General features: G+C 70.9%; 14 protein-coding genes. 8 read left to right on the forward strand and 6 right to left on the reverse strand.

Going from position 1 to position 14,315, the window contains the following annotated elements; genetic code table 11:
* Window positions 1–26 precede the first annotated feature (26 nt).
* Window positions 27–2,246: a M4 family metallopeptidase gene (locus FCL41_RS16365; RefSeq protein ID WP_137064642.1), complete on the reverse strand. Its 2,220-nt coding sequence runs from the start codon at window positions 2,244–2,246 to the stop codon at window positions 27–29.
* Window positions 2,247–2,440: 194 nt separating this feature from the next.
* On the opposite strand from FCL41_RS16365, the gene FCL41_RS16370 reads away from it, so the two are divergent.
* From FCL41_RS16370 to FCL41_RS16385, 4 genes are all read left to right on the forward strand, one after another.
* Entirely contained in the window at window positions 2,441–2,953 is a 513-nt protein-coding gene (locus FCL41_RS16370; protein ID WP_137064641.1) for an acyl-CoA thioesterase, read from the forward strand.
* Window positions 2,954–3,014: 61 nt separating this feature from the next.
* Entirely contained in the window at window positions 3,015–4,673 is a 1,659-nt protein-coding gene (locus FCL41_RS16375; protein ID WP_137064640.1) for an alpha/beta-hydrolase family protein, read from the forward strand.
* A gap of 11 nt (window positions 4,674–4,684) precedes the next feature.
* Window positions 4,685–5,137, forward strand: coding sequence for a GNAT family N-acetyltransferase (locus tag FCL41_RS16380; RefSeq protein ID WP_137065343.1), 453 nt, complete (start codon window positions 4,685–4,687; stop codon window positions 5,135–5,137).
* Window positions 5,138–5,170: 33 nt separating this feature from the next.
* Window positions 5,171–5,986 (forward strand): class I SAM-dependent methyltransferase, encoded by an 816-nt coding sequence (locus FCL41_RS16385; RefSeq protein WP_137064639.1) that lies wholly within the window; start codon window positions 5,171–5,173, stop codon window positions 5,984–5,986.
* A gap of 18 nt (window positions 5,987–6,004) precedes the next feature.
* Here FCL41_RS16385 and FCL41_RS16390 read toward each other — a convergent pair whose 3' ends face one another.
* From FCL41_RS16390 to FCL41_RS16400, 3 genes are all read right to left on the reverse strand, one after another.
* The gene (locus FCL41_RS16390) at window positions 6,005–7,153 is read right to left on the reverse strand and encodes an acyl-CoA dehydrogenase family protein (protein ID WP_137064638.1); all 1,149 of its coding nucleotides are present in this window, start codon (window positions 7,151–7,153) and stop codon (window positions 6,005–6,007) included.
* 102 nt (window positions 7,154–7,255) lie between these two features.
* Complete coding sequence (locus tag FCL41_RS16395; RefSeq protein ID WP_170970162.1) at window positions 7,256–7,663, reverse strand: nuclear transport factor 2 family protein; 408 nt, start codon at window positions 7,661–7,663, stop codon at window positions 7,256–7,258.
* Between the two features lie 27 nt (window positions 7,664–7,690).
* A complete protein-coding gene (locus FCL41_RS16400) occupies window positions 7,691–8,620 on the reverse strand; it encodes a methylenetetrahydrofolate reductase (protein ID WP_212723051.1) in 930 nt (309 codons plus the stop codon).
* A gap of 139 nt (window positions 8,621–8,759) precedes the next feature.
* On the opposite strand from FCL41_RS16400, the gene FCL41_RS16405 reads away from it, so the two are divergent.
* Window positions 8,760–9,440 (forward strand): GNAT family N-acetyltransferase, encoded by a 681-nt coding sequence (locus FCL41_RS16405; RefSeq protein WP_137064636.1) that lies wholly within the window; start codon window positions 8,760–8,762, stop codon window positions 9,438–9,440.
* Window positions 9,441–9,598: 158 nt separating this feature from the next.
* Here the strand turns inward: FCL41_RS16405 and FCL41_RS16410 are convergent, their stop codons facing one another.
* Both FCL41_RS16410 and FCL41_RS16415 read right to left on the reverse strand, forming a co-directional pair.
* Window positions 9,599–10,798: an SGNH/GDSL hydrolase family protein gene (locus tag FCL41_RS16410; RefSeq protein ID WP_138868075.1), complete on the reverse strand. Its 1,200-nt coding sequence runs from the start codon at window positions 10,796–10,798 to the stop codon at window positions 9,599–9,601.
* A 62-nt stretch (window positions 10,799–10,860) separates the two neighbouring features.
* Window positions 10,861–11,865: a hypothetical protein gene (locus FCL41_RS16415; protein ID WP_137064634.1), complete on the reverse strand. Its 1,005-nt coding sequence runs from the start codon at window positions 11,863–11,865 to the stop codon at window positions 10,861–10,863.
* A 36-nt stretch (window positions 11,866–11,901) separates the two neighbouring features.
* Between FCL41_RS16415 and FCL41_RS16420 the strand changes: the two genes are divergently transcribed.
* The 3 genes from FCL41_RS16420 to FCL41_RS16435 all read left to right on the forward strand — a co-directional run bounded on the left by FCL41_RS16420 (window position 11,902) and on the right by FCL41_RS16435 (window position 14,301).
* Complete coding sequence (locus FCL41_RS16420; RefSeq protein WP_137064633.1) at window positions 11,902–12,393, forward strand: FBP domain-containing protein; 492 nt, start codon at window positions 11,902–11,904, stop codon at window positions 12,391–12,393.
* A gap of 47 nt (window positions 12,394–12,440) precedes the next feature.
* Window positions 12,441–13,370, forward strand: a complete 930-nt coding sequence (locus FCL41_RS17575) for a GNAT family N-acetyltransferase (protein WP_239021691.1) — start codon at window positions 12,441–12,443, stop codon at window positions 13,368–13,370.
* A 94-nt stretch (window positions 13,371–13,464) separates the two neighbouring features.
* Window positions 13,465–14,301 (forward strand): hypothetical protein, encoded by an 837-nt coding sequence (locus FCL41_RS16435; protein WP_137064632.1) that lies wholly within the window; start codon window positions 13,465–13,467, stop codon window positions 14,299–14,301.
* Window positions 14,302–14,315 lie beyond the last annotated feature (14 nt).

A 14,315-nucleotide genomic window follows, 5' to 3' on the forward strand; every position in this document is an offset into this window, starting at 1 on the left:
CGTCGTCGTCTGCGCGACTCAGGGGGTCACTTGCAGCGACCGACTCCGATGTCGTCGATGAACCAGCCGAGGGCGTAGATGTTGACCGACGCCTCGGTGGCGATGCGGAACCGGACGAAGACCTTCTTGCCGCGGGCCTTCTTCGGGAACTTCACCACCGTGGTGCGGTAGCCACCGCTCTCACCGGCGAACGCGCGCTTGCCCGCGAACTTGGAGTTCAACGACTTCTTCGCAGACACCTTGTGCACCTTGTTGGGGTACTTGCCCTTGAAGACGTCGAACCACTTCTTGCCGTTGAGCGAGTACTCCACCCGACCGCCGTCGTAGTTCTTGCCGTTGTCGGTGTCGAAGAGGTAGGCGTGCTTGAAGCGCAGGAAGGAGCTCTTGTGCTTGGGCACCTTCACCTTCTTCTTCGTCCTGACCGAGTAGTCCTTCGACTTGCCCTTCTTGGAGTCAGGGAACCAGTTGCCCGGGCGGTCGAAGCCCCAGAGGTTCTTCTTGCCGGTGCTGGCGTAGGTCGCGTCGAAGCCCAGGTTGTTCGGGTTGCCGGGGGCGAACCACGGACGCTGCGCCTTCCACTTCTTGCCACCCTTCTCCAGACCGTCGGAGAAGCTCCACTTGACCTTCTTGCAGGTCTTCATGTCCTTGGCGTTGGAACGCGCGATGTCCATCTGCGTGGCCTTGACGGCCTTGTCGACCTGGGTGCAGTTGCTGTACGAGATGCCCTTCGTGCCGACCAGGTTCTTGCAGGCCTGGCGCAGCGCACGGGCCAGGTCCTGGTAGTCGCTGGCGGAGGTGAGGATGCCCGTGTTGGCCTCGTACCAGATCGCGGCAGTCTTGGTGACGCCCAGGCCGGAGACCGTCTGGCCGTTGAAGGAGCCACCGTCGGTCATCAGCGAGGCGGCCTTGTTGCCGACGCCGCTGTTGTAGTGGACACCGCCGTTGTCGCCCCTGCCGCGGTAGTAGAGCGGGTCGTTCATCCGCGCCGGCTGGTTGAACTGATTCGGGTTGGCCATGTTGCGGATCGCCCCGATCGGCAACGACTCGCCGAGCTTCCACCGGTCGGCGGCCGCGTCGTTGGGCGAGCTGGTCGCGAGGTCGACGAACTCACCGAAGATGTCGGAGATCGACTCGTTGATCGCACCGGACTGGTACGAGTAGAAGAGGCGCGAGGAGCGCTCGGTGACACCGTGGGCGAGCTCGTGGCCGACCACGTCGTCGGCGGAGGCGTAGCCCGCGCCGTAGGTCATCTGCGAGCCGTTCCAGAACGCGTTGGCGTAGGGGCAGCCGCTGTCGGGGTCGCAGTAGCGCACGGTCGAGACGAGGGGCATGCCCTTGCCGTCGATCGAGTCACGGTTGAACTGGGCCTTGAACCAGTCGTAGGTCGCACCCGAGTAGGTGTAGGCCTGACGGACCTCGGCGTTCATCGCGTTGACGTTGCCGCCCTCGGTGAGGACCGAGTTGGAGCACGGCACACCGTTGGGGGTGTTGCCCGCGTCGCAGACGCGGCGGTTCTTGGCCGCGTGGATCTCGTCGAACGCATCGACGATCGCGCCCAGCTGGGCGTCCACGAAGACCTGGCGACGGACGTGGTCGGAGTAGGAGACCTCGACCGCGTGGACGGTGCGAGCACCCGGCAGCTTGTCGCTGCCGATGATGCTCGGGTCGTAGACCTTCAGGCCCTCGTAGACGGCCGTGACCTGGCTCGGCTTCACGCCGGCGCCGCGGGCGACGTAGGCCTTGGCGGAGCGGACGGCAACAGCCTGGCCGACGGTGGCCCGGCCGACGTTGGGGGTGCTGGCGTCCGGAAGGACCTCGCCGGAGGCGGAGACGATGCGGTTGTCCTCGTCGAGCTGCACGGCGAGCTCGCCACCGAGCACCTCGACGCCGTCGATCTCCTGCACGACGCGCACGGTGGTGTTGCCGGTGACCTGCTCGTGGACGCGGTCGGCCTTCACCTCCGAGCGCCTGCCCAGGCCGAACTCGTTGGCGTGCTGCTCGACGAAGGCGCGCGCGGCAGTCTTCGGGCTCGAGGAGGCGCGGATGCCCTTCGGCGGAGCGAGGGGCTTGCCGGCCTTCGTCCCGACGAAGTTCACGACCCCGCCTTCGCCGTGGACCTCGGCGCGGGCCCCGAACCCCTCGTCGGACGGGGCCGCGGAGGAGGTCGACACGAGTCCCGTGGCGGTGGACACGGTCAGCGCGAGGATCATCCCCGCCGCAGCCGTGGTTCTGGTCAGTGGTCGCATGAGTTCCTTCTCCCCCAAAGACGTCGAGCGGACAGGCTTCGCATCGTATGCGGCTCGTCCGACAATCACACAGACTTAGGGGCACCTACTGGGGGGTACGGCTCCGAACGGCCGCATTCGTCCAGGATACGTCCGCTGGCCCACCCATCGGACCTTCGCTGGCGCCCTGCCGGCCCACGGCGGAGACTTCGCCGGTGAACCTCTACTGGCGCCTCATCTGGCTCGTGCTGACCACCAAACGACGCCCTCGGACTCTGTTGTGGGGCACCACCCGATCGCCCTTCCGGGTGCTGCCGAGCGACCTCGACGGCCTGGGCCACATGAACAACGCCAAGTACTTCGGCTTCATGGACCTCGGCCGGGTTGACCAGATGCTGCGCTCCGGGCTGTGGCAGATGTGCCAGGAGCGTGGGTGGTACTCGGTCGTGGCGAGCCAGACGATCCGCTACCGCCGCTCGCTCAAGCCGTGGCAGCGCTTCGACCTCCAGACCCAGGTGATCGGCTTCGACGAGAAGGCGATGTACATCGAGTCGCGCTTCATGCAGCGGGGCACGCTCGCGGCGCACGCGGTGGCCCAGGTCCGCTTCCTGCGGAAGAAGGGCGGAGACGTGGCGCCGGACGAGGTGAAGGAGCTGATCCCCGAGGCCCCCGAGCTCGACCTGCCCGAGTGGGTGAGCGCCTGGGCCGAGGCCGTGCGGCGCGCATGACCCACCCGGGCGACCGCTCCGACGGCTAGGGTCCGAGAAGGATTCCGCACGAGGAGCGGCCATGGACGAGTCGGCGCTGTTCTGGAAGGCCCTCGCGCGTCCCCGGCTCCTGGGCCTGGCGTTGGCACTGGTCGCCTTCCAGCAGTCGTTGGCACCGTCGCTGCTCGTGCGCGACTGGTACTTCCAAGGCGTGGTCAGCGGCGTCGCGGTCGCGGTGGGCTACGGCATCGGCGCTGGCGTCACCCGCCTCGTCGCGTGGGGCGTACGACGCTCGTCCTGGACCCCGCCGCGGCTCACGCGTCGCACTGACCAGCGGCTGCGGCTGGGCGTGCTCGTCGCCCTCGTGGGCCTCGTCGCGCTGATGTCCCGGCACGCCGTGGCCCAGCACCGGTGGACGTGGGAGCGCCTCGACCACTCGCCGTCGTCGTCGTGGCTCGTCTACGCCGGCACGATCGGCGTGACGCTGCTGGTGGCCGGCCTCCTCCTGGCCGTCGGCCTCGCAGTGGCCTGGCTGCGACGCTCGACCGCACGCGCCTGGGGACGGGTGCTCCCCCGCTGGATCGCCGGTGCCATGGCCACCGTCCTGGTCGCGTGGGCGCTGGCCTCGGCCCTGAACGCGTGGGTCTACGAGCGCACCCTCGACGGCCTCAACGCCAGCTTCACCCTGAGCGACCTCGAGATCGAGGACGGGGTGACCGCACCGGAGTCGATGCTCCGCTCCACCGGTCCGGCCTCCGAGGTGGCGTGGGAGGAGGTCGGTGACGAGGGCCGGCGCTTCCTCACCCGCGGACCGTCGGTGGAGCGGCTGCAGGAGTTCCGCAGCGACGGCGAGCCGGCCGCCGTGGAGCCCGTCCGGGTCTTCGTGGGCCGGGCGACGACGTCGGACCCCGAGGAGCAGGCGGGCCTCGCCCTCGAGGAGATGGAGCGGTTCGACGCCTTCGACCGCAGCGCCATCCTGGTGGTGGTCCCGACGGGCACCGGGTGGGTCAACGAGCAGATCGTGCAGCCGCTCGAGTACCTCTACGGCGGCGACGTGGCCACGGTCTCGGTGCAGTACTCCCACCTGCCGAGCCCCTTGGCCTTCCTGACCGAGTCGCACGCCGCTGGCGACGCAGGCGCCGCGCTGGTCGACGCCGTCCGTGAGCGGATCCAGCAGGAGCCCGAGGCCGAGCGCCCCCGGCTGCTGGTGGCCGGGGAGTCGCTCGGCTCGTTCGGGGGCGGCAGGGCGTACGCCTCCCTCGGCGACCTGCTCGCGGACGCCGATGCGTCGTTGTGGGTGGGGCCACCCGCCACGATGCACCTGCGCCGCGAGGCGGAGCAGCAGCGCGCGCCCGGCTCTCTCCAGATCAAGCCGGAGCTGGGGCCGGAGGTGCTCTTCGCCAACCGGGCCTCCGACATCACCGGCCACCCACGCTCGGTCTTCCTGCAGCAGGCCGACGACCCCATCGTGTGGTGGGACTGGCCGGTGCTCTGGGAGGAGCCCGACTGGCTGCGGGAGCCTCTCGACCCGGCGGTCAACCCCGACATGGAGTGGTATCCGGTGACCACCTTCCTCAACCTGGCCGTCGACATGGCCGTGAGCAACGCCTTCGAGGAGGAGCAGGGACACATGTACGGCACCCAACCGACCCTGGCGTGGGCGGCGATGCTGCAGCCTGACGGCTGGGACGACGAGCGGGTCGCCGCGCTGCGTACGACCTTGGCGGGGGTGCACCGGTGAGCCGGGCACCCGTGGGGGCGCGGGTGGCCGGTGCGGGTGAGGCCGCCACGATCGCCCGCCTCCTCCACGACTTCAACGTGGAGTTCGAGGCACCGACGCCGCCGGTCGGCGACTTCACGCGACGCCTCGGCCTCCAGCTGGGGCGCGACGACGTACGCGCGTGGCTCGCCGAGGCGGACGGGGATCCGGTCGGCTTCGCCCTCGCCACCCTGCGCCCCAGCCCCTACTACGACGGCGGCATCGTCCTCCTCGAGGAGCTGTACGCCCGCCCGGCCCGCCGCGGGACGGGCGTCGGGACCGCACTGATGGCGGCGCTCTCGACGTGGGTGCAGGAGATCGGCGCCGGGGAGGTGCAGATCAACGTCGACGAGGTCGACGTCGACACCCGCCGCTTCTACGAGCGGCTCGGCTTCACCAACGTCGAGGACGGCTCGCGGATGCTGTTCTACGTGCGCAAGGTGTGAGCGGTCCGCGCGCTCGCGGGAGAGGATCAGCCCATGACACGCCCCGCTGACGAGAACTACCTGCACGGCCACCACGCCAGCGTGCTGGCCGCCCACGGCGCCCGCACGGCCGAGAACTCCGCGGCCCACCTGCTGCCGCACCTCTCATCGGGCACGACCCTGCTCGACGTCGGCTTCGGGCCGGGCAGCATCACCGCCGGCCTGGCCCGGATCGTGGCGCCCGGTCAGGTGGTCGGCATCGAGGCCGCACCCGACGCGCTCGCTGCGGCGCAGGCGCTGATGGAGGAGCGTGGCGTCGACAACGTCGCCCTGCGGACCGGCTCGGTCTACGAGCTGCCCTTCGAGGACGGCTCCTTCGACGTCGTGCACTGCCACCAGGTGCTGCAGTACCTCACCGACCCGCCGGCCGCGCTGCGCGAGATGGCGCGGGTGGCCCGCCGGGTCGTCGCGGTCCGCGAGGTCGACTACGCGGTGATGCACTGGCACCCGGCCAACCCCGGCATGAGCGACTGGCTGGAGTGCTACCGCCGGATCGCGCGCGACAACGGCGGCGAGCCGGACGCCGCGCGCCACCTGCGCGCCTGGTCGAACGCCGCCGGCCTCCCCGCGCTCGGCGAGGTGAGCGTCGACGCCACGACGTGGACGTACGCGAGCCCCGAGGTGACCCGTTGGTGGGGCGACGTGCAGTCCGCCCGGATCCTGGAGTCGGAGCAGAACGCGAAGCTCAGGGCGCTCGGCCTCGACGACGACCGCATCGCCGCGATGGCCGCCGACTGGCGGGCGTGGGGCGAGCACCCCGACGCGTACTTCTCCATGGTCCACGGGGAGCTGCTGCTCCTGAAGGAGTGACCCGGGCGGGCGGTGGGCTCAGATGCCGAGCATCCGCCCGATGATCTCCTTCTGGATCTCGGTGGTGCCGCCGTAGATCGTCTGGATGCGGCTGTCCAGGTAGGCCTTCGCGATCGGGTACTCCATCATGTAGCCGTAGCCGCCGTGCAGCTGGACGCCCGCGTCGACGAACTTCTTCTGCAGCTCGGTGGTCCACCACTTCGCCATCGACGCGAGGCTCGCGTCGGCGGTGCCGGCGTTGAGCTGCTCAATGCAGTCGTTGACGAAGACCCGCGCGATGTGGGCCTCGGTCGCCATCTCGGCGAGCAGGAAGCGGTTGTGCTGGAAGTTGCCGATCGAACGCCCGAACGCCTTGCGCTCCTTGGCGTAGTCGAGGCAGAGGTCGAGCACGTGCTCCATCGCGGCGACCGCGATGACGGCGATGGAGATCCGCTCCTGGGGCAGGTTCTCCATCAGGTGGATGAAGCCGCCGCCGAGCTGGCCCAGGAGGTTCTCCTTCGGCACCACGACGTCGTCGAAGAAGAGCTCGGCGGTGTCCTGCGCCTTGAGGCCCATCTTGTCGAGGTTGCGACCACGGGTGAACCCCTCCATCCCACGCTCGACGACCAGCAGGCTGATCCCGGAGTGGCCGGCCTCGGGGTCGGTCTTCGCGACCACGATCACCAGGTCCGAGAGGATGCCGTTGGAGATGAAGGTCTTCGACCCGTTGAGCACGAAGTGGTCGCCCTTGTCGACCGCGTGGGTGGCGATGCCCTGCAGGTCGGAGCCGGCGCCGGGCTCGGTCATGGCGATGGCCGAGATCGTCTCGCCGCTCACCAAACCGGGCAGCCACCGCTGCTTCTGCTCGTCGGTGCCGAGCGCGGTGACGTAGGGGACGACGATGTCGCTGTGCAGGCCGAAGCCCAGTCCGCTGGCGCCGGCCCGGATGATCTCCTCGGCCATCACGGCGGTGTAGCGGAAGTCCTTCACGCCGGCACCGCCGTACGCCTCGGGCACGTCGAGGCAGAGCAGCCCGGCCTCGCCGGCCTTGAGCCAGACGTCCCGGTCGACCTGCCCGGCGGCCTCCCACGCGTCGTGGTGCGGCACGACCTCCTTCTCCAGGAAGGAGCGCACGGTGGAGCGGAAGTCCTCGTGCTCGGTCTCGTAGATCGACGGCCTGGTGGGCATGCGTACCTCCCTGCTCGAGGCGCGCACGCCTCACTGTGACAGTAGAACTGTCACAGTAGTCGAGAGGAACGTGACTGTCATCACCCCGCGACGTCTCGGCCGTCAGTCGGTCGCGAAGAGCGCCTCGGCCGCCCGGGAGTCGGCGTACTCCTCGAAGCGGGCGATCCGGCCGTCGCGCAACGTCACCACGAGGCAGACCGGGATGCGCACCTGCTCACCCCGCCGGTTGGTGCCCACGGTCGTGCCCTGGAAGACCCACCCGCCGTCGAAGACCTTCACCCGCGCCTCGGTCACCGAGAGGTCGGCGCCCGCGGCGTTGCTGCGCGTACGCGACGGCGTGCGCTGCACCTCGACCTCCCGCTCGCCGACGTTGTGCCACGTGACGGTGGGGTCGGCGTACAGCTCGTCAGGGGCGCGCTCGCCGGCCAGGAAGGCGGGCAGCCAGCGACGCGCGACCTCGAGCGCCTGCTCGACGCCGGCCTGGGTGGGGGTCTCGATGGTGACGTCCATGGGCGGCATCATCCCCCGGCGGGCGACTCAGAAGTCGCGGTACTCCTCGAGCCGCTTGCGGATGTGGCCCGCCAGCTCGACCGACGCCTCGATCTCGGCCTTGCGGATCGCCACCGACTCGACGTTGAAGCCGATCGGCAGCCCGAGCCGGTCAGCGAAGGCGATCAGCTCATCGGCCGTGGCCACGCACTGGTCGTAGGACTGCTGCAACGTGTCGGAGGAGTGGCGCAGGTCGTTCTGGACCCACCGGGGCACGTTGACGCCCAGCCACTCCAGGAACTCCAGCGTCTTCAGCGAGCCGCAGACCGAGAGCGTGAAGACCAGCGGCACCGGATCGACGCCGGCCTCGCGGCAGGCGTAGTGGTAGTCGGAGAGCAAGTCCTTGGCGGCGTTGACGTCGTAGACGACCTGGCTGACGAAGAAGCTCACGCCGGCCGACTGCTTGGCCAGCAGGCGGGCCTGCTCGTCGCCGCGGAGCTGGTGGCGCTCGGGGATCGCGACGCCGCCCAGCAGCAGGTCGGGCTGCAGCTGGCGACGCAGCTCCTGCGCCTCGGCCAGGCTGACCGCGACCTCCTTGTCGCGCGAGGAGGCGCCGACGAAGACGGTCATCACCCGCTCGGGGTCCTGCGCGCCGAGCCACTCACCGAGGTGGTCGGGCGTGTACTTGCCGACGCAGCGGTAGATGACGACCGGCTTCTTCCAGCCCTCGAGCTGCTCGGCGAAGTGGGCCGGGTCGAGGGTCGCGGAGTAGGGGAACGGGCGCTCGGCGGGGTTGCGGTCGGACTCGTCGTCGATGTCGTAGAGCACCAGGGCGTCGACGTCGAGCGGCTCGAGCCGCTGCACCGTGCGTTGGGCCACCTGACGGACGGCCTCCTGGGAGGTGCCGTGCCGCGGCGGGGTCATCCCGAAGAGCACGATGCCACCTCGGCGCTCGGCGATGCGCTGGCGCAGCTCCACGGTCGACTCCTTCTCGCTCGACGGCCCGGGTGCTCCAGTCTCGCACCGGGGACGAGGACCGACCGAAATGCGGCCATGCCCCGAGACCTCACGCCGATCGCCCTAGGGTGCGAGGAGAGGGCGAGCCGAAGGAGCCGGGATGTTCGAGCAGGTGAAGCTCAAGGACGGGACCGCGGCGTGGATCAGTCCGCTGATGCGCGACGACCGGGACCTCCTGGCCGCAGGTTTCGAGGAGCTCAGCGCCGAGACCAAGCGGCAGCGCTTCCTGGCCCCCGTCAAGCACCTCAGTGAGGCGATGCTCCACCACCTGGTCGACGACGTCGACGGGATCAACCACGTCGCCCTGGTGCTCAGCGCCGAGACCTCCCCCGACGTCTTCGACCCGGTCGCGATCGCCCGGATGGTGCGCTACCCCGACGTCACCGACACCGCCGACGTGGCGGTCACCGTGAAGGACTCGTGGCAGGGCCGCGGCATCGCCACCGCCCTCCTGGCCGCACTGGTGCGCCACCGCCCCGAGGGCGTCACGCGTCTGGTGACCGAGGTCGCTGGCACCAACGCGGCCTCGTTGGCCATGCTGCGTCGCCTCGGGCCGACGAAGGTCGAGCCCAACGGGCACGGGGCGTACGACGTCGAGGTCAACCTCGACGCCGCCCGTCAGACCCCAGGACCCACCTCCGAGCCCACCACCGAGCCGGCCAGAGAACAGGGGTCGCGGGTGCCGCTGGTGCGCCCGTCGGAGCACGCTCGTCCCAAGGTCGACCGGCAGTCGCACCACATGCTCCAGACCCGCGACCTCGTCTGCCCGTGGCTCAACTGAGGCAGCCACGGCGCGGCCGTGTCGGTGGCGAGCAGACGCGAGGGAGTCGGCGCATCTTCCGACACCAGGACTCGGTGTGACCCACGTCAGTCCCCTGCATCGGGCAGCGCCCGCCACGGGCGTACGACGTCAGCGTGCGCAGCGCGGACGACGCGGCATCAAGGTGCGCACCACGCGCACGTCCTTGTCACCCTTGTCGAGCAGCGTGACGACGACGCGTTGGCGACCGTCGAGCCGGCGGACCTTCTTCGCCCTGGTGGTGAGGACGAAGGGCTTCGCGCGGTCCAGGCCCAGGCGCCGGGCGCCCACCTTCCACACTCGACGCGGGCGACCGCACCCCTGCCGCCGGTGACGCGAGCCCGGACCGTACGACCCCGCTGCTGGCAGGTGACGCCGGCGCGCACCGTCTTCGCCTTCGCCTTCAGGGCGGCGAGCCGCTGCTTCTTCGTGGGGGTGGTCGGGGCGGGGGCAGGCGTCACCCGCTCCTCGGCGATCCGGGCGAGCAGGTAGTCGGCCGTCGCCTTCATCCCCGCACTGGAGGGGTGCAGCAGGGAGCCGTCGCCGAAGTCGTTGATGCCGCGGATCCACTGCTGGTCGGGCCAGGCGCAGACGGTGTGGTCGATGGCGCCGGGGATCCTGCGCTGGTCGACGAACGCCACGCCGGCGTCGCGGGCGACCTGCTGGAGCAGGTCGGAGAGCCGGTCGATCTGGCCCTGGAGGTAGTCGAACTCGGCCGGGTCCACAAGGCCGAGGAAGGTGCCGGGGCAGCCGCCCGGAGGCACGTACGTCCCGTAGCCGACGACGAAGACCTCGGCCTTCGGCGCCCGCTCCTTCGTGGCCGCCAGGCCTGAGACCAGACCCTTGCGCGCCGCCTCGAAGCGCGCCGCCAGTGGGTCGGGGCCGGCCCCGGGCACGCAACTGGTCTCGGCGGACGCCGCGCAGGCCCGGCCCAGCTGCACCAGGCCGATGTCGTTGCCGCCCATCGTCCCGAAGGTGACCAGCGTGGTGTCGGCGCTCAGTGCGTCGAGCTGCGGTGCGTTGCTGCCCTGCGACTCGGTGAAGTGACGGGTCGTCGCTCCGCCGCACGACGCGTCGACGTAGGACGTGACGTCCAGGCCCTCGGCGACCAGCGTGGCGAAGTTGCGCTCGCTGCGACTGCAGCCGACGGCTCGCTGGGGCGTGATCCCCGGCCCGGAGACGAAGGAGTCGCCGAACGCGACGTAGCGCTCCCCGCCCGGACCCTTGTCCCAGACCGGCACGTGCGCGGGCGGTTCGTCGGCGTGGGCCGGGACGGCCAGGACGGCCGTCGCGAGCGGGACGGTGGCGAGGGCCGTCAGGAGCCGGGCAAGGCGACGCATGAGCGAACCCTAACCAAGCATGACGCCGCTCACATCCGCGCGTCTGGCCCGCGTCGTGGCCGTCAGGGCACCCCCCGGAGGTCGTAGGTCTTCTGGCCCACGACGACGGTGAAGGTGGGGTCGTCCCACGACGGCCACTGAGGCAGCACGAAGAGCCCTGAGGGTGGTTCCACCACCACGGCCTGACCCTGACCGACCGGACCAGCGACCGGCGTGGTGTAGACGCCACTCCACGAACGGCCGCCGGACTCCACCCCGAGCCGGATCTCCCCCGCCTCGATGCTCTGGTCGAGGGCCAACCCGGCCTCGACGGCGCGGTGGGAGTCGAACGGGGCGAAGCGGAACTCGGCGAACGCCTGGCCCTGGCGTGGCACGTAGGTCCCGCGGTCGGCCAGCTGCACCTTGCGAGGGCGTACGACGCGCACGGTCTGGACGAACCCGTCGACCCGCACGCGCCCACGGGCCACCACCTCGGCACCGAACCGCTGGACGGGTCCGGACTTCACCCGGCCCACCGGCAGCGTGCGCGGCCATCCCTTCGGCGGTGCCACCCGGGGGTCCCACTCCCCTTCCTCGACCTTCCTGTCCTTCCCCTGCCCCTCGCCCGCGGGCCGCACCAGGGTGAGCGAGCGGCGTACGACGCCCGGCTGCACCGGCGACAGCGCAGTCGGCACCATCCGCACCGTCCCGGTCTCGGTCTCGGTCTCGGGAGCCTCCGGGGTGAACTGGACCTGGACCCACTCGGCGGCGGGGGTACCCAGGCCGCGGAACGGGCCACAGACCCCTTGCTGCTCCAGTGCTCCGGCGTCGTCGGCGATGAACCAGCAGCGCGAGTCGTCGGGGACCGCGACGACCTGGTCCCAAGACGACCATGCCTGCTGCCACATCCGGTCAGCCGCAGCCAGCGACTCGTCGACGTCGACGACCTCGTCACCGAGGAAGGTCCACCCGCTCGGCTCACCGGGCGGCTCGTCGTCGGAGGTGCAGGCGGTGAGACCGGCCAGCACCACCGCCGGGGCCAGGACGACACCCAGCCACCGCACGACGCGCTTCCCTGCACGGGCCACGTTGGTGACGCTAGCGCCCGTGGCACCCTGATCGCCATGGAGCCACTCACCCCCGAGGAGATCCGCGCCTGCTTCGTGAACTGCTCGAAGGGCGAGGCCAAGCGCCTGCGGCTGCCCACGGCGTACGACGCGATCCGGTGGGCCGACCTCGACTTCCTCGGGTGGCGTGACCCGGCAGCGCCCGGCACCGCCCACCTGGTGGCTCCGTGGCGCGGCCAGCTCACCGGGCTCGTGCTGCGGGTGGGCAACCGCGCCGGTCACGGGGGCCGCAAGAACATGTGCGCGTTCTGCCTCACCACTCACTCCTCCTCCGACATGGACCTGATGGTCGCGCCGCGCGCCGGTGCGGCTGGCCGCAACGGCAACACGGTCGGCACCTACCTGTGCGCAGACCTGGCCTGCTCGCTCTACGTCCGTCGACTGAAGCGGCCTGCGCGCGTGCAGCCCGAGGAGACGACCACCACCGAGGCCCGCATCGCCAGGCTCCAGGAGAACCTGGACGCGTTCGTCCGACGGGTCGTCTCGTGAGGCGGGCACCCGAGGGTGATGTGGCCCGACAGGGCACACTGGCATCCATGGCCTGGGACCGCTCCGCACTGACCGCCGAGGGCTTCGCTGGCTGGGTCCGCATCGCCGACCTGCCGCGCGCCGAGGTGCCTTCGGGCGCCGGCGTCTACGTCGTCGTCCGTCCCGGCGTGGCGCCGCCGCGCTTCCGCCCGACCAACCCCGGCGGCAGGACGAGCGAGAAGGACCCGACTGTCCCCGCGACCGAGCTGCGGGAGGCGTGGGTCGACGGCGCCGAGGTGATCTACATCGGCCGCGCCACGAGCGGCGTCGGCAAGCGCCGAGGGCTGGCCAAGCGGCTCGGCGAGCTGCTGCGCTTCGGCCGCGGCCAGACCGGCAACCACTGGGGCGGGCGCTACATCTGGCAGCTCTCCGACTCCGACGAGCTGCTCGTCGCCTGGCTCGAGACCCCTGACACCGACCCCGAGGTGGTGTCGGCCCAGCTCATCGCCCGCTTCGAGCAGGACTACGGCCGACTCCCCTTCGCCAACCTCGTGCAGGGCTCCACCGCCGCCTCCCGACTGCCGCAGATTCGCGCGGCGCGCGACGAGGACGTCGACGACGTCGTCGCGCTCTGGTCGCTCGCCGCCGAGAACAGGGGGCGTCCCGCCGACCGGCCCGACCTCGTACGCCTGCTCATCGAGCGCGACCCCGACGCCCTGCTGCTCGCCGTGGACGACGGTGAGGTCGTCGGCACCGTGATCGCCGGGTGGGACGGCTGGCGGGCCAGCCTCTACCGCCTCGCGGTCGCTCCCCAACACCGGCGCCGCGGCACCGCGCGCCTGCTGGTAGGGCGTGCCGAGGCACGGCTCAAGGCGTTGGGCGCCACCCGCATCCACGCCATGGTGCTGGAGGAGAACAACGACGGCAACGGCCTGTGGCAGGCGCTCGGCTACACCCCGCAGCCAGACTGGCGACGCTGGGTCAAGGCAGCTCGCTGAGTCGAGATTGCCGTGCTCGCAGGCCTCCACGGCCCCCGCGGCGAGGGTTACGCTGCCAGTGTCGCGCCGCCACGGCACGAGGAGGAGACCCCACATGTCCATCACCGTCCTTCACCGCCGTGCCCGTCGGGCCGCCCTCGCCCTCGGCCTGACCGCGACCCTCGCGCTCACGGGATGCTCCGACGACGACGGCGATTCCCCGGACGCCACGCGTGCCGCCGACGCCCTGGACCAGGCAGTCAGCAACTTCTCCGCCGAGGAGTCCGGCTCCTACACGTTCCAGCTCGGCGACGACAGCGACCCGTTGATGCGCAGCAGCGGTGAGTTCGACCTCGAGGACGACGTCGCGACGGTCGACCTGACGCTCTCCAACGGCCAGCGCCGCCAGCGGTCGCAGCAGGTGCGGCTGGGCGAGCGCAGGTGGTTCCGGACGGCGAAGCGCAACGACGCCGCGCCGGCCGGCTGCTGGCGCACGGGCTCGCCGCCCCGGGGCGCCAACCTCGCCGGCATCCCCCTGACCGGCTCCGCGGGACCGTTCGTGGCGCCGCCGGTCGTCGGCGTGGTCACGACCGCGGTCGGCGAGGAGTGGGTCACCGAAGCCAGCACGGAGGGCAGCAAGAGCAACACGGTGAAGGGCACCGCCGACCTATACGCCGTCGCGTCGACCCTGGGCAACGCCGTCGCCTCGCTGGGCATCTCCGCGGAGGACACCAGCGGCCGCGTCGACGTCACCTTCCTCCTGGACGGCGACAACGTCATGGCCTGGAGCACCGATCTCGTGACGGTGCTGAAGGGCCTCTCCGACGCCGGCGTGAAGCTGGACGGCGACACCCAGCGCCTCGTCGAGAGCGGCGCCGAGGTCCCGGTGATGGCCGGGTTCAGCAAGCTGGGTGACGACGTCGACGTCGAGGAGCCCACGCCCGTCTGTTGAGTGCAACCGGCCGC

Source organism: Nocardioides jishulii (assembly GCF_006007965.1).
In the GTDB taxonomy this organism is placed as follows: Bacteria; Actinomycetota; Actinomycetes; order Propionibacteriales; family Nocardioidaceae; genus Nocardioides; species Nocardioides jishulii.